A 17790-nucleotide genomic window follows, 5' to 3' on the forward strand; every position below is an offset into this window, starting at 1 on the left:
ACCCGCCCGGACAGCTCCATGAATTTCGCCGTGCAGCCGTCACGAGGGGCTCAGCCGTTGGCCGGTCTCCAGCACCAGTGCCACGGTTCGTAGACGATGCCGTGCGGGTTGTCGCGCGGGTAGCTCAGCTGGAAGCCGTGCGTGCTGGCATGGGTCTGCAGCCACGCGAAGGCGTCGGTGGCTTCGAACGATTCTTCGGCCGGGGCATCGCCCGGTGTGCCGATGTCCAGCGCATGGCCGCTGTGGTGTTCACTGAAACCTGGCGCGGCATTGACCTTCAGGATCTCGGCCACGCTCAGCCCGCGCGCCCGTTTCCGTTCGAAGATGCCCAGCTGGTAGGCATGGCTGCGGAAGCCGGAGATTGCATCCAGTGCGATGCCATCCCGCGCGGCGTGCAGGCGCATCCGTCGCCAGCCCTGCGCGGCGCCGCGGCGCAGCCAGAGCGGGCGGGCGAAGCGGTCGCGGCCGGCGAAGTGCAGCAGGCACGGTTCCGGTTCCAGCGGCAGGCCGCTGTCGTCGGCATAACGCTGCACATCCAGGCCAAGCTGCTGCAGGCGCTGCTGCAGCCCGGCCAGCGGAAGCCAGTGTTCTTCCAGCGCAGCACCGAATGGGCGCGCCGCCGTGGCGTCGAGCAGTGCCAGTGCGTCCTCGACCCCGGGCTCGCGCGGCAGGCGCGGCACCATCGAATGCACGCCGTGCGGTAGTACGGCCGCCAGGTAGCGTCCATCGCGCTTGCGCCGCAGCACCCAACGCGCCTGTGACAGCAGGCGCGCGTCCAGGTTGCTGCGCGCGCGCAGCAGGTCGGCAGGCCACAGTTCGATGGCCTCGGTATTGATCAGCAGGGGCGGGCGTCGTTGCATCGGCGCAGCTTACTGCCGCAGCGCCGGCGCGGCCACCTTGCGCAGTGCGTCCAGCAGCACCTGCGGCCGGTCCAGGCTGAGCAGCAGCGTGCTGCCATCGCTTACCGGAAGCGCGAGAACACGTGCACGGTCGGTGACCAGCGCGAAACCCTTGCCGCCGCCCTGCAGGCGGAAGTGGCCGGAGTAGAAACCCGGCATCGAATAGCCGTTGGTCTTGAAGCGGATGCCATAGCGGCGGTCGCGGCTGAGATCGACCACCTCGGCCTGGTCCAGCCGCAGTTGTGCGACCGGCACGCGCCGGCGGTACATCGTCGAGCGCACGTCCAGCACGCCGCCGGCCAGTTCCACCCGGCGGCGGAAGAAGGCCGCGCCCAGCCCGATGCCGAGCGCTGCAATCACCAGCAGGCTCCAGGCGGCGCTGCCGCCCATCCGGAACCAGGGCGGCGACAGCGTTACTTCGATCCAGGGCGCCGTCGCCGGTGCCTTGTACAACTGCGCATACAGGCAGGCCACGAAGGCGGCGAGCAGCGGCAGCACGATCCACAGCACGCGCAATGGCGAACTCTCGGCTACCTCGTACTGTTTCGGGTCGCTGGCGCCCATGGCTCAGGCCTCCTTCTTGAACACCAGCATCGCCGGGCGCATCGGCGCCGGGATGATGATGTTGACCAGCTCCCAGCCCAGTTGGCCCTGGCGGGTCAGTTCGCTCTGGATGTCCTCGGCCTTGAGCAGGCCCATCATGGACGTCTTGACCTCGATGGTCTGGTAGCTCCAGCGCTTGCTCATTCCTTGTCCTCCGGCGGTGGGGTGGGTTTCGGCAGGCGTCCTGCCCTGCGCAGGGCGTCGCGCAGCACGTATTCGATCTGCGCATTGAGGCTGCGCAACTCGTCGTCAGCCCAGCGCTGCGCGGCGGCCAGGACGTCGGCGTTGATGCGCAGCGGGTAGGCTTTCTTCTCACTCATGCAAGCTCCTGGCGGGGCGGTGGGGCGCCCCGTTGCGAGGGTGGTTCAGTACAGCGAACCGGCGTTGACGATCGGCTGGGTGCCGCGGTCCGAGCACAGCACGGTCAACAGGTTGCTGACCATGTGCGCCTTGCGTTCCTCGTCCAGCTGCACCACGCCGTTCTTCTGCAGTTCGGCCAGGGCCATCTCGACCATGCCGACCGCACCGGCCACGATGCGCGTGCGTGCGGCGATCACCGCGTTGGCCTGCTGACGCTGCAGCATCGCCTGGGCGATTTCGGCGGCGTAGGCGAGGTGGCTGATGCGCGCGTCGATCACCTGCACGCCGGCATCGGCCAGGCGCTCGGCCAGTTCGTTCTTCAGGTGCTGGGAGATCTCGCTGGCGTGGCTGCGCAGGGCCAGTTGGCCATCCTCGTGCTGGTCGTAGGGGTAGCTGGTGGCCATCGCACGCAGCGCCGATTCGGACTGGATGTGCACGAAGCTCTCGTAGTCGTCCACGTTGTAGACCGCCTCGGAGGCATCGACCACCTGCCAGACGATCACCGCGGCGATCTCGATCGGGCTGCCGTCCAGCTCGTTGACCTTCAGCTTGCCGCTCTCGAAGTTGCGCACGCGCTGGCTGACCCGGCGCTTGGCAAAGAAGGGGTTGTTCCAGCGCAGGCCGTTGTCCTTCACGGTACCCACGTACTTGCCGAACAGGCTCAGCACCGCCGCCTGGTTGGGCTGGATGGTGTACAGGCCGGCCAGGATGAACACGCCCAGCGCCACCAGCAGGGCGCCCAGCAGCATCAGCAGCAGGTTGGGCGAGCCGGTGCTGGCCTTGGCTGCCACGCCCATTACGAACAGGGCGGCGCCGGCGAGGGCGACGAGCAGGGCGCCGGCCAGCGTGCCGAGGCCGTTGAGGGAAGACAGCGACTTCTCTTTCATGGCGGTACGTCCTTGAGGGTTCGAAGGGAAGATATCAAAGTGATATCACCTGTCGACTACCGTTCGTCGGATGCCATGGCCGGGGTGCCCGGCCAGCTAGAATGCCCACCCGCCTTCACATCGCTGCTGGAACCGCCATGGCCAAGCTTGGAACTCCGTTGTCCCCCTCCGCCACCCGCGTGCTGCTGCTGGGCTCGGGCGAACTCGGCAAGGAGGTGGCCATCGAGCTGCAGCGGCTGGGCGTGGAAGTGATCGCCGCCGACCGCTATGCCGACGCCCCGGCCATGCAGGTTGCGCACCGCTCGCACGTGATCGACATGCTCGATGCGATGGCCCTGCGTGCCCTGATCGCCCAGGAGCAGCCGCACCTGGTGGTGCCGGAGATCGAGGCCATCCACACTGAAACCCTGGTCCAGCTGGAGCAGGAGCAGGGCCTGCGGGTGATCCCGACCGCGCGTGCCGCCCGCCTGACCATGGACCGCGAAGGCATCCGCCGCCTGGCCGCCGAGACCCTGGGCCTGCCGACCTCGCCGTACCGCTTCGTCGATACCGAAGCCGAGTACCGCGCCGCCGTGGCCGCCATCGGCCTGCCGTGCGTGGTCAAGCCGGTGATGTCGTCCTCGGGCAAGGGCCAGAGCACCCTGCGCAGCGAGGCGGACATCGCCCCGGCATGGGACTACGCGCAGACCGGTGGCCGCGCCGGTGCCGGTCGCTGCATCGTCGAAGGCTTCATCGACTTCGACTACGAGATCACCCTGCTGACCGTGCGCCATGCCGGTGGCACCTCGTTCTGTGCGCCGATCGGCCATCTGCAGAAGGACGGCGATTACCGCGAAAGCTGGCAGCCGCAGCCGATGTCGAGCAAGGCGCTGGCGCGTGCCGAAGAGATCTCGCGTGCGATCACCGATGACCTCGGTGGCTGGGGCCTGTTCGGCGTCGAGCTGTTCGTGAAGGGCGACGAGGTGTGGTTCAGCGAAGTGTCGCCGCGCCCGCACGACACCGGCCTGGTGACGCTTGTTTCGCAGGAATTGAGCGAGTTCGCGCTGCACGCGCGCGCCATCCTCGGCCTGCCGATCCCGGTGATCCGCCAGAGCGGCCCGTCGGCCTCGTGCGCGCTGCTGGCGCATGGCGAGGGCGTGCCGTATTTCAACAACGTCGCCGCCGCCCTGCAGGTGCCGGACACCGCCGTGCGCCTGTTCGGCAAGCCGAGCGTGCACGGCCATCGCCGCGTGGGCGTGACCCTGGCGCGCGCGGAAACCATCGACGAAGCGCGCGCCATCGCGCGTGATGCCGCCGAAGCGATCGGCGTCGAACTGCGCCCCTGAAAAAGCAGCGACGACCAACGGTCGTCGCCTACCGCATTCCGGTGGGTACCGACCGTTGGTCGGTACAACATAAAAAGGGGACGGAGGGGATTAAGTCGTTTGTGGCACAAACGACTTAATCCCCTCCGTCCCCTTTTTGTGTGGCGTTACGGCTTCACGTCCACCCACACCAGGTGGTGGTCGCTGCCGTCGGCGATCTTCGCTTCCGGGCTTTCATTGGCCGGCCAGAAGATGCCGCTGCCGACGTACTCGAAACCGGTCGAGGGCAGCACGTAGTCCAGGCGCATGGTGCCGGACTTCGGGCCGAAATCACCGGTGGCGTGGAACGGTGCACCCTTGCGCTCGATGCCCTTGGCCGCATAGGCCAGGCTGGTCTGCTCGCCACCGACGCTGCGCGGGGTGGGGTAGCGCAGCACGCGGGCGTTCTCGATCAGTTCGACGATCGCCTCATGGCGGCCATCGCCGTCGACCGGGTCGTTGTTGAGGTCGCCCAGGATCACGAAGCGCGCGTCCTGCGCCAGGCCGCCGCACTGGCCCTTGTCGTCGCACAGCCACGGCTTGTCACCCTTGGACAGGTACTCCTGCCACAGGCGCAGTTCGTCGTGGTTGCGTGCGGCGTTGCGCTTTTCCGGGCCGTCGAACACCGGCGGGGTCGGGTGCGAGACCAGCGCGTGCACCACGCCGGCCGGGGTCTTCACCGGCACGTCCCAATGCGACTTCGACGACAGCCGCAGCTGCGACCACACGTGGTCGTTGTAGAAGCTCTTGCCGGTGCGCGGATCGACCGGACGGATCGCACCCGGCATCGCGCTCCACTTCAGCAGCTGGAAGCTGCGCACCTTGGCTTCATCGATCGGGTAGCGCGACAGCACCAGCATGCCGTACTGGCCTGGGTGCAGGCCGTAGCCCCACGCATCGTTGCCGCGGCTGCGGCCTTCGCCGCCGACCACGCCGTTGTTGTCCAGATCCAGGCCGCTGGGCACGCCGGTGTTGACCGGGGCCAGGTAGCGGTAGGCGAAGTGCAGCGGCTTGCCGCCACCGGGCTGGGCCACTTCCAGGTAGCGCTTCTGGAACAGGTCGGCGGCGCGATGCGCATCGTCGAAGTCGAATTCGTTCAGCAGCACCAGGTCCGGGCGCACCTGCTGCAGCACCGCGGCGATCTTGCGTGCATGCTCGCTGTCGCCTTCCAGTTCCTTGATCAGGCCACCGGCGTCATCGGAGTACAGCGAGGTGTTGTAGGTGGCCAGGCGCAGTGCGCCGGACGGCTTTTCGGTCATCGCGGAGGACGTGGCGAAGGCGGGGGCGGTGGCGCCGCAGAGCAGGGCCAGGGCGAGGATCAGGGGTTTGGCGTTCATGGGCCGTATTGTGCACCCGGCCCGGTGTCAGCGGTTCGTCAGCGCCCGTCCAGATCCTTGTCGAAATCGTGCCAGCGGCGGCCATCGTAGGCCTCCAGCGGATGGAAGCGGCGCTTGTAGTCCATCTTCTGGTGGCCGCGGATCCAATAGCCCAGATAGACGTGCGGCAGGCCCTCGCGGCGGGCCCACTCGATCTGCTGCAGGATCGCGAAGGTGCCCAGCCCGCGCGCGGCGTGGTCCGGGTCGAAGAAGGTGTAGACCGCCGACAGGCCGTGCTCGGTCACGTCGGTCACCGCCACCCCCAGCAGCTGGCTGGGCTGGCCGTCGCGGCCGGGCAGGCGCATCTCCATGAAACGGGTATGCGACCAGCTGCCGATCAGGAACTGCTCGAACTCGTGCGGGCCGTGGTCGTCCATGCCGCCATTGGCGTGGCGGTGGGTGAGGTAGCGGTGGTACAGCGCGAACAGGTCGTCGCGGGCGGTGGCGGCGGTGATCCGCACCTCCAGGTCGTCATTGCGGGCGGCACAACGGCGTTGGCTGCGATCCGGGGCGAAGCGCGCCACCGGGATGCGCACCGCCACGCAGGCCTGGCAGTGCGCGCAATGCGGCCGGTAGACCAGGTCGCCGCTGCGGCGGAAGCCCCAGCTCAGCGCCAGCGGGTACAGGCCGCCAAGGCGGCGATCGTGCGGGTCCAGCACCAGGTCGCGCGCCACCCGGTCCGACCAGTACCCGCAGGGGTGCTCGCCGGTCTGGAAAAGTCGCAGTTCGTCGTCTCTGTCGCCGTGTATCGCCATGGGCACAGCATAGCCCCAGCCTGTCGCAGTGGCGGCGACTGTCCGCCGGATGAATGGAACTGGCGGCGGCGTCAACCGATGTCGCGCCCGGGCGTTGTTGTTCCCCGAGGGTGAAGTGATCACCCCGACGCTGTTCCCATCCCCAGGAGTGACCTCATGATCCGTACCCCCCTGCTGCTGGCCCTGCTGCTCGGCACCTCCGCTTCCGGTATCGCGCTGGCGGCCGACACCCCGACCACGCCGGCGCAGCGCCCGGCCAAGCTGGACACCAACGGCGACGGCGTGATCGACCGCAGCGAGGCCGCTGCCAACCCGCGCCTGGCCGCGAAGTTCGACGAGCTGGACAAGAACAAGGACGGCAAGCTCTCGCGCGATGAGCTGCCGCGCTGGCAGCATGGCCGCCGTGGCCACGGTGGTGAGCGCTGGGCCAAGCTCGACGTCAACAAGGATGGCCGCATCAGCCGCGAGGAAGCCAAGGCCGACCCGCGCCTGGCCGCGCGCTTCGACCAGCTCGATCTCAACAAGGACGGCTACCTGGACAAGGCCGACCGCGAGCTGCGCATGAAGCAGCGCCGTGACGCCTGGTTCGCTGCCGCCGACACCAACAAGGATGGCCAGCTGAGCAAGGCCGAGTTCGATGCGGCCAAGGGCCCGATGCACGGTGGCCCGCGCCACGGCGGTCCGCGCGATGGCGCCGCGCCGAAGCCGCAGCGCTGAGGTTCAACGCAGTGAATGACGACAACGCCGGCGCACTGCCGGCGTTGTCCGTTACAGGCGGCCGCTGCGCATCAGTGAGTACACCACCAGCGCGATGACCATCAGGTTCATGGCGATGATGCCGGTGCGGCCATACATGGACTCGTATTTCCAGTTGGTCCCGCTGCGGCCGCGCCGCGCCGAATCACGCGCGATCATCGGCGCCATTACCCGCTGCAGCGGCACCAGGCACTGGTAGTTGACCACGACCAGCCCGACCGCCAGCACCGCCAGCTGCGCCCAGACCGGCGCCTGCAGCATCACAGCCAGCAGGATCGCCAGGCACCAGAACATGCCGGTGATGATGTTGAGATAGAGGAACCGGCGCACATCGGCGCGCTCGGACGCCGTTTCGGTGTACGACATCAGGAAGCGCCCGCCCAGATAGCTGCCGATCGCACCACCGACCACGCCGCCGATCACCGCCCCCCAGCTTTCGGCCGGCAGCACGTGCAGCTGGCCCAGCGTGGCAGTCAGCGAGCCCATCGCAGTGCCGCCCGCAACGCTGGCACCGCCGAGGCCAAGCTTGCTGCCGCCGATGCCGACACCGGTGCCGAGCAGCACCGCAGCACTGGCCGTGCCGGGCGCGGCCACCAGCACCATCGACACCACGGCAGTGGCGAATGCCGCGCTCGGGGCGCTGCTGCGCGCGAACTCGCCGAAGCGCTGCAGCAGGCCGTCGCGCACCAGGGCGCGGGCACGCGACAGGCGCTTGCGCACGGCTGCGTCACTGAGCCCCAGCAGGTCGGCCACCTGCTGCGAACGCTGGCCTTCGCGGTAGTACAGCAGCAGGACTTCGCGGCTGTCGGCCGGCAACGCGGAAATGATGTCCTCGGCGGCGATCTCTTCTTCCACCCGTTGCAGGCGGTCGGCCGCGCCCGGGGCCGGGTCGGCCGCCATGCCCATCGCCACCTCGGCCGCTTCGCCGGTCAGCGGCCGGCCACGTTGTGCACGCAGCCAGTCGCGGGCCAGGTTGCGGGTGATCTGCCGCAGCCAGGGCAGGAAGCTGGTCGAGCTGCGCAGCTGGTGCAGCTGCTGCCAGCCCTTCATGAAGGCCTCCTGGGCGATGTCCTCGCTGGCCTGGCGGTCGCGGGTGATGGCCAGGGCGATGGCGGTGACCGTGTTCTGGCAGGCCAGCACGATGCGGCCGTAGGCATGCTGGCAACCGCTGGCGGCGGCGGGCAGTTCGCGTTCCAGGGTCTGGTCGATCGATGCGGCGAACGTCGTCATGGCGGCGGCTCTCCTGCTGGGATTGTGTCCCATGACGGAGCCGCGCGCGAAGTGTGACCAGAAAAAAGGGGACGGAGGGGATTAAGTCGTTTGTGGCACAAACGACTTAATCCCCTCCGTCCCCTTTTTGCGGCTGCCGGCCAGCGGCCGGCACTACCCGGGCGTCATTTCGAGGGCTGGATGCGGACCCGGACTTCTTCCTCTTCCGGTGCCGCCTGCGGAGCCGGTTGCGTCTGCTGCGGCTGGGCCTGCGGGGCAGGGGCCGGTGTGACCGGCGCCGGGGCGCCGCGATGGCGCAGGCCGATCACCAGTGCCACGCCGGCGATCACCACCAGCAGGGCGATGCGGATGCGCCAGGCCCAGCTGCGACCACCGCTGCCCTGTTCCGGTGCGTCGCGGAAGGCGAATTCGGCGGTCGGATGGTCGCGGCGGGTGGTGTCGAGCAGGCGCGCCTCACGCAGGATTTCGCGCGCGCGCGGCTGGTCGTCGGCGCGCACGATCCACACCGCCGGGTAAGCATTGGCATTGCCGAGGTCGGTATAGCTGAACTGGCCGCGGCGGCGGGTCTTGTACGAGCGCCCATTGGTCACCTTGACGTCGATGCCATGCCCGCGCAGGAGCGCGGCCACGCCTTCGACGGTTTCCACGCGCTGGCTGCTGAAGATCTGGCGCATGGGATCAATCCTTCGCCGGTACGGCGGCGGCCGCTGCCTGGTCGGGAACCACGCGGATCAGGCCTTCCTGCGCGGTGCTGGCCACCAGCACGCCGTTGCGGGTGAAGAACTGGCCGCGGGCCAGGCCGCGCGAATCCTGCGCGCTGGGGCTGTCCAGCGAGTACAGCAGCCAGTCGTCGGCGCGGAACGGGCGGTGGAACCAGATGGCGTGGTCGAGCGAGGCCATCTGCACGTGCGGGTGGTAGTAGCTGATGCCGTGCGGGAACGTGGCAGTGCCCAGCAGGTGGAAGTCGGAGGCATAGGCCAGCAGCGCCTGGTGCAGCTCCGGGGCATCGCCGACCGGCTCGCTCAGGCGCAGCCACACCTGGTGGTACGGCGGGCGCTTGGGCGGGTTGAGTTCATCACGCGGGTAGACGTGGCGGAATTCGAACGGGCCGCCGCGCGACAGCCAGCGCTGCACCTTGATCGGCAGGCGTTCCAGGACTTCGGCCGGCAGCGGCCGGTTCGGTTCGATGTCTTCCGGCTGCGGCACTTCGGGCATCTTGTGCTGGTGCTCGGCGCCGGTCTCGGCCTGCTGGAACGAGGCCGCGCAGAAGAAGATCACCTTGCCGTGCTGGATCGCGGTGACCCGGCGCACCGAGAAGCTGCCGCCGTCACGGGTGCGGTCCACGTCGTAGACGATCGGGTGGTCGATGTTGCCGGCGCGCAGGAAGTAGGCGTGCAGCGAGTGCACGTGGCGGCCGTTGTCGACCGTGGCCTGTGCCGCAGCCAGCGCCTGGCCCAGCACCTGCCCGCCGAACACGTACTTGGTGCCGATGTCGCGGCTCTGCCCGCGGAACAGGTTGTCCTCCAGCCGCTCCAGCGTGAGCAGGTCGATCAGCTCGGAGACGACGGGTTCGGGCGTGTCGTTCAAGGGGGCGGCCACTGCAGTGAAAGTGGGCCTGATTATACCGGTGCAGCCCGGCCCATCATCGGTAGTGCCGGCCGCTGGCCGGCAACCTCATGATCCTCCTGGGGCGCCTGCGGATGCCGGCCAGCGGCCGGCACTACCGGTTACTTGCCGAGGCGGGCCACCAGCGCCTGCAGGGCGTTCTGCGCATCCGGGGCGAACCAGGCCTCGACGAAACGGTCGAGCTGGATCAGGTCCGGCTGCAGCGCCACGTGCAGGTCCGCACGGGCAATCGCGCGGGTCAGCAGCATCGGCTGCCGTGGCTGCTTCAGCAGGTTCTGCAGCCAGGCCACGGCACGCGCCACCACCAGATCGCCATCGGCCAGCTCATCCACCAGGCCGATCTGCACCGCCTGTTCGGCCGGTACCAGCGAACCGGTGGTCAGCAGGACGCCGGCGCGGTGCACGCCCACCGCACGGCGCAGCAGGCGCTGGATGCCCTCCGGCGCGATCAGGCCCACCTGCACCTCGTTCAGGCCGATGGCATACGGCCGCGACGGATCGGCGCTGCGCGCCATCACCCGGTAATCGCAGCACAGCGCCAGCACGCAGCCGCCGGCCGGGGCGTGGCCGGTGATCGCCGCGACCACCGGGATGCGGCTCTCGGCCAGCGTGCGCACGGCGCCAAAGAAGGCGTTCCAGGTGTCCAGCAGCTTGTGCTTGTCATCGCCATGCGAGAGCAGGTGCGGCACGTCCATGCCGCCGGTGAAGATGCGCTCGCTGCCCGACAGCACGATGCCGTGCGCGTCTTCGGCCATGGCCAGCTCGATGGCATGGATCAACTGCCGGCACAGTTCGGTGTCCAGTGCGTTGACCGGCGGCCGCGCCAGGCGCAGTTCGCGGATGGGGCCATGGTTGATCACCTCGATGAGCGTCGTCATGCTGCGGTCTCGTTGCGAAGAAGGAACCTGGGCGATGATAACCAAACCATTCGTTGGCGTACTGTGGGTTCTGTGTGCGGCCGCAGCATCGGCCTCGGCGGCGGAACCGGCCTGCGTCACGGTGGAGCAGGGCTGGGCGCGGCTGCCACCGAATCCGGCGATGCCGATGACCGCCGGCTACGGCGTGATCCACAACGGCTGCAGCAAGGCAGTGGCGATCACCGGCGCGGCCAGCAGCAGCTTCGATGATGTGTCGCTGCACGAGACCACCATCACTGACGGGGTCAGCCGGATGCGCGCGATCGAGCGCCTGCCGCTGGCACCGGGCGCGCGTGCCGAGCTCAAACCCGGCGGCCTGCACCTGATGCTGATGCAGGGCAAGAGCGCATTGAAGGACGGGCAGGCGCTGCCACTGCGGCTGCAGCTGGAAGGCGGTGGCGAAGTGAGTGCGACGCTGACCGTGCGCAAGGCTGCGCCGTAGCGGGATGGTAGTGCCGGCCGCTGGCCGGCGACACCGGGTATGCCGGCCAGCGGCCGGCACGACCACGGGGGCTTACGTCCAGTCGTACGAGAACAGCACCGTGCGGCTTTCCGGCTCGTACAGCATCACGATCGCATCGGCGCCGGTGGCGCACCAGTTGTAGCCGGCCACTTCGGCCACCGCGAAGAACGCGTTGCCATCGCGGCGGATGATTGCCAGCTCCGCATCGTCCGGTGCATGCCGGTCGTTGGCGGCGTCGGTGAATTCCAGGGTGAAGGCGTTCGGGATGTCAGCCGTCTCGATCCAGTTGCCGCAGGAAATCTGTCCGCCCAGCGTATCCAGGTAATCGCGCTCGCTGGCTTCACCCTTGCCGTAGCGCGAGTAGCAGGCGAGGCGGCCATGCGTGGCGTGGTAGTCGCGTGCCTTGGCGTAGCTCTCGCGCATCTGCGCGATGTGCTCCTGCGCGTCCTTGTCCTGCACCGCGTCGCCGATGAAATAGCCCTCGTTGCCGAGGAAGCGCATCTCGTTGCCGGCGGTCAGTTCGAAGGCGATCCAGTTGGTGCCGGTGAAATCGTTGTGGTGTTCTTCGGTGCTCTCGCCGATGCAGCCGTCGTAGGGCTCGATCGGGCACAGCATCGTCGCCACCTGGCCGGCCAGTTCCGGGCGCAGCACACCCAGGTCGATCTTCAGCAGCGGCAGCAGGTGCTGGCCGAGCCAGGCCTGGTCGGCGGGGAAGACGTCGGTGGGGAAGGGGACCATGCCGGGCAGCAGGTCGCTCAGTTCAGTCTGGTGGATCATGTCAGTCCTTTGAATTGGATCGGTAGTGCCGGCCGCTGGCCGGCATCCGCGATACATCTGGAGGTTGCCGGCCAGCGGCCGGCACTACCACAGGCGCGTCAGGTCGACGCGCTGCGGATCGCCTCCGGCAGCGGCGCGCTCTTGCCGGTCTGCGTATCCATCCACACCACCACCACGTTGCCGTCCGAGTACAGCTTCGACTCGTCCTGCTGGTCGACGATGCGGTGGCCGATGGTCACGCTGCTGTTGCCCAGGCGCTCGACGAACAGTTCGACCAGGATGTCGTTGGGCCACACGATCGGCAGCCGGTAGTTGACGTTGGTCGCGGCCACCACCGGTGCGATGCGGTCGGTCATCGACACGCCGTCCACGCCCAGCATCCAGCGCACGCGCGCTTCTTCCAGGTAGGAAATGTACTTGGCGTTGTTGACGTGGCCCATGCTGTCCATGTCACGCCAGCGCACGCTGATCGGGATGCGGGCCAGGATCTTGTGTTCGCTGCTCATCAGGCGTCCTTCTTCTTCGACGTGCTCTTGCTGGCCTTGCCGGTGCTCTTGGCGGCCACGGCCTTCTTCGCCACCTTGGCCGGCTTTTCAGGCTTCACCTTGCGCGGCGGGCGCGCATCGGGCTTGTTGGCCACGGCGGCCGGCTGCTCGGGGCGGGCGCTGGTGGACGGCAGCATGCGGGCCAGGAACTGGCCGGTGTACGACTGCGGGCAGGCCGCCACGTCTTCCGGCGTGCCGGTGACCAGGATGGTGCCACCGCGGTGGCCGCCTTCCGGACCCAGGTCGACGATCCAGTCGGCGGTCTTGATCACGTCCAGGTTGTGCTCGATCACCACCACCGTGTTGCCTTCGTCGCGCAGCTTGTGCAGCACGCCCAGCAGCGCTTCGATGTCGTGGAAGTGCAGGCCGGTGGTCGGCTCGTCGAGGATGTACAGGGTACGGCCGGTATCGCGGCGCGACAGTTCCTTGGACAGCTTCACGCGCTGTGCTTCACCACCGGACAGCGTGGTCGCGCTCTGGCCCAGCTTGATGTAGCTCAGGCCGACGTCGACCAGCGTTTCCAGCTTGCGTGCGATCGACGGCACCGGCTCGAACAGCTTCAGTGCATCCTCGACGGTCATTTCCAGCACGTCGTTGATGTTGAAGCCCTTGTACAGGATCTCCAGCGTTTCGCGGTTGTAGCGCTTGCCATGGCAGACATCGCACGGCACGTACACGTCCGGCAGGAAGTGCATCTCGACCTTGATCAGGCCGTCGCCCTGGCAGGCTTCGCAGCGGCCACCGCGCACGTTGAAGCTGAAACGGCCCGGCGAGTAGCCGCGTGCACGCGCTTCGGGCACCTGCGCGAACAGTTCGCGCAGGGGAGTGAACAGGCCGGTGTAGGTGGCCGGGTTCGACCGCGGGGTGCGGCCGATCGGCGACTGGTCGATGTCCACCACCTTGTCGAACAGGTCCAGGCCATCGATCTCCTTGTACGGGGCGATCGGGTGCGAGGAACCGTTGATCTCGTTGGCGGCCAGCGAGAACAGGGTGTCGTTGATCAGGGTCGACTTGCCGGAGCCGGACACGCCGGTCACGCAGGTCAGCAGGCCCGACGGAATCGCCAGGTCCACGCCCTTGAGGTTGTTGCCGCTGGCCCCGCGCAGGTGCAGGGTCATCTTCGGGTTCGGCTTGTGCCGGCGCGCGGGGATCTCGATCGCACGCTTGCCCGACAGGTACTGGCCGGTCAGCGAACGCGGTGCCTCCAGGATGTCCTGCAGGGTGCCCTGGCCGACGATCTCGCCGCCATGCACGCCCGCGCCCGGGCCGATGTCCAGCACGTAGTCGGCCAGGCGGATCGCGTCCTCGTCATGCTCGACCACGATCACCGTGTTGCCGAGGTCGCGCAGGCGGGTGAGGGTGCCGAGCAGGCGCTCGTTGTCGCGCTGGTGCAGGCCGATCGACGGCTCGTCGAGCACGTACATCACGCCGACCAGGCCGGCGCCGATCTGGCTGGCCAGGCGGATGCGCTGTGCCTCGCCACCGGACAGGGTGTCTGCCTTGCGCTCCAGGGTCAGGTAATCCAGGCCCACATCGACCAGGAAGCCGAGGCGTTCGCCGATCTCCTTGACGATCTTCGAGGCGATCTCGCCACGCCAGCCCGGCAGGCTCAGTTCGCTGAAGAACTTCAGCGCTTCGTCGATCGGCAGCACCACCAGGTCCGGCAGCGGGCGGTCAGCCACGAACACGTTGCGTGCCGCCTTGTTCAGGCGCGCGCCATGGCATTCCGGGCACGGCTGTTCGCTGATGTACTTGGACAGCTCTTCGCGCACCGCCGGCGATTCGGTTTCCTTGTAGCGGCGCTCGAGGTTGGGAATGATGCCTTCGAAGCGGTGCTTGCGCTGGGTGCGGCCACCGGCTTCGGTGAAGTAGGTGAAGGTGATCGCTTCATCGCCACTGCCGTACAGCACGGCCTGCTGCACGTTCTGCGGCAGCGAGTTCCACGTCGCGTCGACATCGAACTTGTAGTGCTTGGCCAGCGATGCGATCAGCTGGAAGTAGTAGGCATTGCGGCGATCCCAGCCGCGCACCGCACCGGCGGCCAGCGACAGCTCGGGGTGCACCACCACGCGCGACGGATCGAAGAATTCGGCCATGCCCAGGCCATCGCAGCCGGGGCAGGCGCCCATCGGCGCGTTGAACGAGAACAGGCGCGGTTCCAGCTCCGGCAGCGAGTAATCGCAGACCGGGCAGGAGTACTTGGAGGAGAACAGGGTCGGCGCGGTCTCGGCCTTGTCCAGGCTCTGCACCGAGGCCATGCCGTCGCCGAGTTTCAGCGCGGTCTCGAAACTCTCGGCCAGGCGCTGCTTGATGTCTTCGCGCGGGCGGAATCGGTCGATCACCGCTTCGATGGTGTGCTTCTGGCGCAGTGCCAGCGGCGGCACCGCATCGATTTCATGCAGCTCGCCATCCACGCGCACGCGCACGAAACCCTGCGCGCGCAGCTGGTCGAACACCTGGGCATGCTCGCCCTTGCGGTCGCGGATGACCGGGGCCAGCAGCATGTAGCGCTGTTCCGGGTCCAGGGTCAGCACCTGGTCGACCATCTGGCTGACCGTCTGCGCTTCCAGCGGATAGCCGTGGTCCGGGCAGCGCGGGGTGCCGACGCGGGCGTACAGCAGGCGCAGGTAGTCGTAGATCTCGGTGATCGTGCCGACGGTCGAACGCGGGTTGTGCGAGGTCGACTTCTGCTCGATCGAGATCGCCGGGGACAGGCCCTCGATGTGGTCCAGGTCCGGCTTTTCCATCACGCTCAGGAACTGGCGCGCATAGGCCGACAGCGACTCGACATAGCGGCGCTGGCCTTCTGCATAGATGGTGTCGAACGCCAGCGAGGACTTGCCCGAGCCGGACAGGCCGGTGATCACGATCAGCTTGTCGCGGGGCAGGTCGAGGTCGAGGTTCTTCAGGTTGTGCGTCCGCGCGCCGCGGATGCGGATGAAATCCATCGCCATGGGGGATCCGGTTGTGGGGGCGTTGGCTGGGTGCCGGGCCAGCAGGGAACGGCAATCGGTCAGCCTACCGAGGTGACCAGATGGGGGCAATGGGCGACAATGCCAGCCCGGTGTCTCACCTTGTGAGACGGGCCGTCAGGCAGGGGTCAGATCCCTTTTCACGGGGTGGAAAGGGATCTGATCCCGTTCCGGTGCCGTCTCCCGCAGCGTTCAGGGGTTGACTTGACCCGCGCCGGTTGATCTGCGTACAATCCCGCTCCTGTCCGCCCTCGATGGCGGCAGCTCAGACCACAATAACTACAGAGGAAGGCCTGGTCATGTACGCAGTACTGGTCACCGGCGGTAAGCAATACCGCGTGGCGCAGGGCGAAAAGCTCCGCATTGAAAAGCTCGAAGTCGAAGTCGGCAGCGAGATCAAGTTTGACAACATCCTGATGCTGGGTGACAGCGACGGCGTGAAGCTGGGCGATGCGCTGAAGGGCGCTGCCGTCACCGCCAAGGTCCTGTCCCAGGGTCGTGCTGACAAGGTCCGGATCATCAAGTTCCGTCGCCGCAAGCACCACATGAAGCGTCAGGGTCACCGTCAGTACTACACCGAAATCGAGATCACCGGCATCGCCGGCTAAGCATCAGGAGAAGCAGTCATGGCACATAAAAAGGGCGTAGGCTCCTCGCGCAACGGTCGCGACTCCAACCCGAAGTACCTGGGCGTCAAGATCTTCGGCGGCCAGGCCATCGAAGCCGGCAACATCATCGTGCGTCAGCGCGGCACCCAGTTCCACCCGGGTTCGGGCGTTGGCCTGGGCCGTGACCACACCCTGTTCGCCCTCGTGGACGGCAAGGTGGAGTTCTCGGTCAAGGGCGCCAAGAAGCGTCGCACCGTCAGCATCGTCTCGGCCGACGCCTGATCCAGGCATCGCCGGCACCCGTGCCCCGGCATGGGAGTGCTGCATGAAGAGCCCCGCTTCGGCGGGGCTTTTCGTTAGAGTGGACGCAAGACCGGCCAGGCCGGGCTGCCGGCCATCGGCAGGCATAACATTCAAGGCGGCGGCCGGCAGGCCACGCCCATCGCAGGCATCGAAACAATGAAACTGGTAGACGAAGCAGAAATCGAAGTGTTCGCCGGCAACGGCGGCAACGGCTGCATTGGCTTCCGTCGCGAGAAGTTCATTCCGCTCGGCGGCCCGGACGGCGGCGACGGCGGTGCGGGCGGCAGCGTGTACATCCGCGCCGACGAAAACCTGAACACCCTGGTCGACTTCCGCCATGACCGCATCTTCAAGGCGCAGCGCGGCGAGAACGGCATGGGCCGCCAGGCCTATGGCAAGGGCGGTGAAGACCTGACCATCACCGTGCCGGTCGGCACCGTGGTCATCAACGTCGCCACCGATGAAGTCATCGGCGACCTGACCCAGCACAACGACCGTCTGCTGGTGGCCAAGGGGGGCCGTGGCGGCCTGGGCAACATGCACTTCAAGAGCTCGACCAACCGCTCGCCGCGCCAGGCGCTGCCGGGCGAGCCGGGCGAAGAGCGCACGCTGAAGCTGGAGCTGAAGCTGCTGGCCGATGTCGGCCTGCTGGGCTTCCCCAATGCCGGCAAGAGCACCCTGATCCGTGCCGTTTCGGCGGCAACGCCGAAGGTGGCCGATTACCCGTTCACCACGCTGTACCCGAACCTGGGTGTGGTGAAGGTGGAGAACTACCGCAGCTTCGTGATCGCCGACATTCCGGGCCTGATCGAAGGCGCGGCGGACGGCGCCGGCCTTGGTGCGCAGTTCCTGCGCCACCTGCAGCGCACCCGCCTGCTGCTGCACCTGGTGGACATCTCGCCGATGGAAGGTGGCGTGGAAGGCATTTCGCCGGTCGAGCAGGTGCGTGCGATCGAGCGCGAGCTGGAAAAGCACGATCCGGAGCTGCTGAACAAGCCGCGCTGGCTGGTGCTGAACAAGGCCGACCTGATGTTCGAGGACGAGGCGCAGGCCGCAGCCGAGCAGATCGTCGCCGAGCTGGGCTGGAAGGAGCCGTGGTTCCTGGTCTCCGCGCTGGGTCGCGAAGGTACCTTCCCGATCATGAGCCGGATCATGGCCTTCTTCGATCGCCAGAAGGAAGATGAGCTGGAAGCCCGCAACGCGCAGTAAAGTCGTTGTGGTTCCAGGCGAAAAACCCGGCCTTGGCCGGGTTTTTCATTGCCCGGTAGTGCCGGCCGCTGGCCGGCAGTTCGCTGGAGTTGCCGGCCAGCGGCCGGCACTACCGCATCGCGCGGTCCCTGTGGATCGCCAGGATCGCAGGCAACAAAAAA

At 67.6% G+C, this 17790-nt stretch carries 20 protein-coding genes; 6 read left to right on the plus strand and 14 right to left on the minus strand.

Annotated features, from left to right (window positions below; translation table 11 throughout):
• Positions 1-50: 50 nt before the first annotated feature.
• From AB1281_RS04140 to AB1281_RS04160, 5 genes are read right to left on the minus strand one after another with little or no spacing between them, the layout of a single operon-like run.
• On the minus strand, positions 51-860 hold the full coding sequence (locus AB1281_RS04140; protein ID WP_430345135.1) for a M15 family metallopeptidase: 810 nt from the start codon (positions 858-860) through the stop codon (positions 51-53).
• Between the two features lie 9 nt (positions 861-869).
• Positions 870-1463: a PH domain-containing protein gene (locus AB1281_RS04145; RefSeq protein WP_430345136.1), complete on the minus strand. Its 594-nt coding sequence runs from the start codon at positions 1461-1463 to the stop codon at positions 870-872.
• A gap of 3 nt (positions 1464-1466) precedes the next feature.
• Complete coding sequence (locus AB1281_RS04150) at positions 1467-1646, minus strand: DUF4177 domain-containing protein (protein ID WP_075675055.1); 180 nt, start codon at positions 1644-1646, stop codon at positions 1467-1469.
• Positions 1643-1822: a hypothetical protein gene (locus AB1281_RS04155; RefSeq protein ID WP_014036364.1), complete on the minus strand. Its 180-nt coding sequence runs from the start codon at positions 1820-1822 to the stop codon at positions 1643-1645. Before AB1281_RS04155 ends, AB1281_RS04150 begins: the two co-directional genes overlap by 4 nt.
• A gap of 45 nt (positions 1823-1867) precedes the next feature.
• Entirely contained in the window at positions 1868-2749 is an 882-nt protein-coding gene (locus AB1281_RS04160; protein WP_075675054.1) for an SPFH domain-containing protein, read from the minus strand.
• 137 nt (positions 2750-2886) lie between these two features.
• Between AB1281_RS04160 and purT the strand changes: the two genes are divergently transcribed.
• On the plus strand, positions 2887-4074 hold the full coding sequence (gene purT / locus AB1281_RS04165) for a formate-dependent phosphoribosylglycinamide formyltransferase (RefSeq protein WP_180847399.1): 1188 nt from the start codon (positions 2887-2889) through the stop codon (positions 4072-4074).
• Between the two features lie 146 nt (positions 4075-4220).
• On the opposite strand, the gene AB1281_RS04170 is transcribed toward purT, so the two are convergent.
• The gene (locus tag AB1281_RS04170; RefSeq protein WP_430345137.1) at positions 4221-5429 is read right to left on the minus strand and encodes an endonuclease/exonuclease/phosphatase family protein; all 1209 of its coding nucleotides are present in this window, start codon (positions 5427-5429) and stop codon (positions 4221-4223) included.
• Between the two features lie 38 nt (positions 5430-5467).
• Positions 5468-6223: an arginyltransferase gene (locus AB1281_RS04175; RefSeq protein WP_430345138.1), complete on the minus strand. Its 756-nt coding sequence runs from the start codon at positions 6221-6223 to the stop codon at positions 5468-5470.
• A gap of 156 nt (positions 6224-6379) precedes the next feature.
• Between AB1281_RS04175 and AB1281_RS04180 the strand changes: the two genes are divergently transcribed.
• Positions 6380-6940 carry an EF-hand domain-containing protein gene (locus AB1281_RS04180; protein ID WP_014036369.1) on the plus strand — a complete coding sequence of 187 codons (561 nt, stop codon included), beginning with the start codon at positions 6380-6382 and terminating at the stop codon, positions 6938-6940.
• A gap of 51 nt (positions 6941-6991) precedes the next feature.
• Here AB1281_RS04180 and AB1281_RS04185 read toward each other — a convergent pair whose 3' ends face one another.
• From AB1281_RS04185 to AB1281_RS04200, 4 genes are all read right to left on the minus strand, one after another.
• Positions 6992-8209 carry an RNA polymerase sigma factor gene (locus AB1281_RS04185; RefSeq protein ID WP_430345139.1) on the minus strand — a complete coding sequence of 406 codons (1218 nt, stop codon included), beginning with the start codon at positions 8207-8209 and terminating at the stop codon, positions 6992-6994.
• A gap of 164 nt (positions 8210-8373) precedes the next feature.
• Positions 8374-8883, minus strand: coding sequence for a pathogenicity-like protein (locus AB1281_RS04190; protein ID WP_430345140.1), 510 nt, complete (start codon positions 8881-8883; stop codon positions 8374-8376).
• Between the two features lie 4 nt (positions 8884-8887).
• A complete protein-coding gene (gene tesB / locus AB1281_RS04195; RefSeq protein ID WP_004148214.1) occupies positions 8888-9808 on the minus strand; it encodes an acyl-CoA thioesterase II in 921 nt (306 codons plus the stop codon).
• Positions 9809-9936: 128 nt separating this feature from the next.
• A complete protein-coding gene (locus AB1281_RS04200; protein ID WP_075675051.1) occupies positions 9937-10713 on the minus strand; it encodes an enoyl-CoA hydratase/isomerase family protein in 777 nt (258 codons plus the stop codon).
• A gap of 34 nt (positions 10714-10747) precedes the next feature.
• Here AB1281_RS04200 and AB1281_RS04205 point away from each other — a divergent pair, with 34 nt between their 5' ends.
• On the plus strand, positions 10748-11194 hold the full coding sequence (locus AB1281_RS04205; RefSeq protein ID WP_430345141.1) for a copper chaperone PCu(A)C: 447 nt from the start codon (positions 10748-10750) through the stop codon (positions 11192-11194).
• A 72-nt stretch (positions 11195-11266) separates the two neighbouring features.
• On the opposite strand, the gene AB1281_RS04210 is transcribed toward AB1281_RS04205, so the two are convergent.
• The 3 genes from AB1281_RS04210 to uvrA form a co-directional block, all read right to left on the minus strand.
• Positions 11267-11992, minus strand: a complete 726-nt coding sequence (locus tag AB1281_RS04210; RefSeq protein WP_430345142.1) for an enolase — start codon at positions 11990-11992, stop codon at positions 11267-11269.
• 98 nt (positions 11993-12090) lie between these two features.
• Entirely contained in the window at positions 12091-12498 is a 408-nt protein-coding gene (locus AB1281_RS04215) for an acyl-CoA thioesterase (protein WP_006424673.1), read from the minus strand.
• Entirely contained in the window at positions 12498-15491 is a 2994-nt protein-coding gene (gene uvrA / locus AB1281_RS04220) for an excinuclease ABC subunit UvrA (RefSeq protein WP_135966108.1), read from the minus strand. The genes AB1281_RS04215 and uvrA overlap by 1 nt, the downstream gene beginning before the upstream one ends.
• Before the next feature lie 317 nt (positions 15492-15808).
• Between uvrA and rplU the strand changes: the two genes are divergently transcribed.
• From rplU to cgtA, 3 genes are all read left to right on the plus strand, one after another.
• The gene (gene rplU, locus AB1281_RS04225) at positions 15809-16117 is read left to right on the plus strand and encodes a 50S ribosomal protein L21 (RefSeq protein ID WP_005408557.1); all 309 of its coding nucleotides are present in this window, start codon (positions 15809-15811) and stop codon (positions 16115-16117) included.
• Between the two features lie 18 nt (positions 16118-16135).
• Positions 16136-16399 carry a 50S ribosomal protein L27 gene (rpmA, locus tag AB1281_RS04230; RefSeq protein ID WP_005415704.1) on the plus strand — a complete coding sequence of 88 codons (264 nt, stop codon included), beginning with the start codon at positions 16136-16138 and terminating at the stop codon, positions 16397-16399.
• Positions 16400-16576: 177 nt separating this feature from the next.
• Entirely contained in the window at positions 16577-17629 is a 1053-nt protein-coding gene (cgtA, locus tag AB1281_RS04235; protein ID WP_014036376.1) for an Obg family GTPase CgtA, read from the plus strand.
• The last annotated feature ends 161 nt before the right edge of the window (positions 17630-17790 follow it).

The sequence above is a fragment of the Stenotrophomonas sp. NRRL B-14846 genome, from assembly GCF_050473585.1.
Classification (GTDB): Bacteria; Pseudomonadota; Gammaproteobacteria; order Xanthomonadales; family Xanthomonadaceae; genus Stenotrophomonas.

Coding starts and splice junctions, on each gene's coding strand:
- AB1281_RS04140 (WP_430345135.1), bottom strand. CDS start 860: ATGCAACGACGCCCGCCCCTGCTGATCAATACCGAGGCCATCGAACTG.
- AB1281_RS04145 (WP_430345136.1), bottom strand. CDS start 1,463: ATGGGCGCCAGCGACCCGAAACAGTACGAGGTAGCCGAGAGTTCGCCA.
- AB1281_RS04150 (WP_075675055.1), bottom strand. CDS start 1,646: ATGAGCAAGCGCTGGAGCTACCAGACCATCGAGGTCAAGACGTCCATG.
- AB1281_RS04155 (WP_014036364.1), bottom strand. CDS start 1,822: ATGAGTGAGAAGAAAGCCTACCCGCTGCGCATCAACGCCGACGTCCTG.
- AB1281_RS04160 (WP_075675054.1), bottom strand. CDS start 2,749: ATGAAAGAGAAGTCGCTGTCTTCCCTCAACGGCCTCGGCACGCTGGCC.
- purT (WP_180847399.1), top strand. CDS start 2,887: ATGGCCAAGCTTGGAACTCCGTTGTCCCCCTCCGCCACCCGCGTGCTG.
- AB1281_RS04170 (WP_430345137.1), bottom strand. CDS start 5,429: ATGAACGCCAAACCCCTGATCCTCGCCCTGGCCCTGCTCTGCGGCGCC.
- AB1281_RS04175 (WP_430345138.1), bottom strand. CDS start 6,223: ATGGCGATACACGGCGACAGAGACGACGAACTGCGACTTTTCCAGACC.
- AB1281_RS04180 (WP_014036369.1), top strand. CDS start 6,380: ATGATCCGTACCCCCCTGCTGCTGGCCCTGCTGCTCGGCACCTCCGCT.
- AB1281_RS04185 (WP_430345139.1), bottom strand. CDS start 8,209: ATGACGACGTTCGCCGCATCGATCGACCAGACCCTGGAACGCGAACTG.
- AB1281_RS04190 (WP_430345140.1), bottom strand. CDS start 8,883: ATGCGCCAGATCTTCAGCAGCCAGCGCGTGGAAACCGTCGAAGGCGTG.
- AB1281_RS04200 (WP_075675051.1), bottom strand. CDS start 10,713: ATGACGACGCTCATCGAGGTGATCAACCATGGCCCCATCCGCGAACTG.
- AB1281_RS04205 (WP_430345141.1), top strand. CDS start 10,748: ATGATAACCAAACCATTCGTTGGCGTACTGTGGGTTCTGTGTGCGGCC.
- AB1281_RS04210 (WP_430345142.1), bottom strand. CDS start 11,992: ATGATCCACCAGACTGAACTGAGCGACCTGCTGCCCGGCATGGTCCCC.
- AB1281_RS04215 (WP_006424673.1), bottom strand. CDS start 12,498: ATGAGCAGCGAACACAAGATCCTGGCCCGCATCCCGATCAGCGTGCGC.
- uvrA (WP_135966108.1), bottom strand. CDS start 15,491: ATGGCGATGGATTTCATCCGCATCCGCGGCGCGCGGACGCACAACCTG.
- rplU (WP_005408557.1), top strand. CDS start 15,809: ATGTACGCAGTACTGGTCACCGGCGGTAAGCAATACCGCGTGGCGCAG.
- rpmA (WP_005415704.1), top strand. CDS start 16,136: ATGGCACATAAAAAGGGCGTAGGCTCCTCGCGCAACGGTCGCGACTCC.
- cgtA (WP_014036376.1), top strand. CDS start 16,577: ATGAAACTGGTAGACGAAGCAGAAATCGAAGTGTTCGCCGGCAACGGC.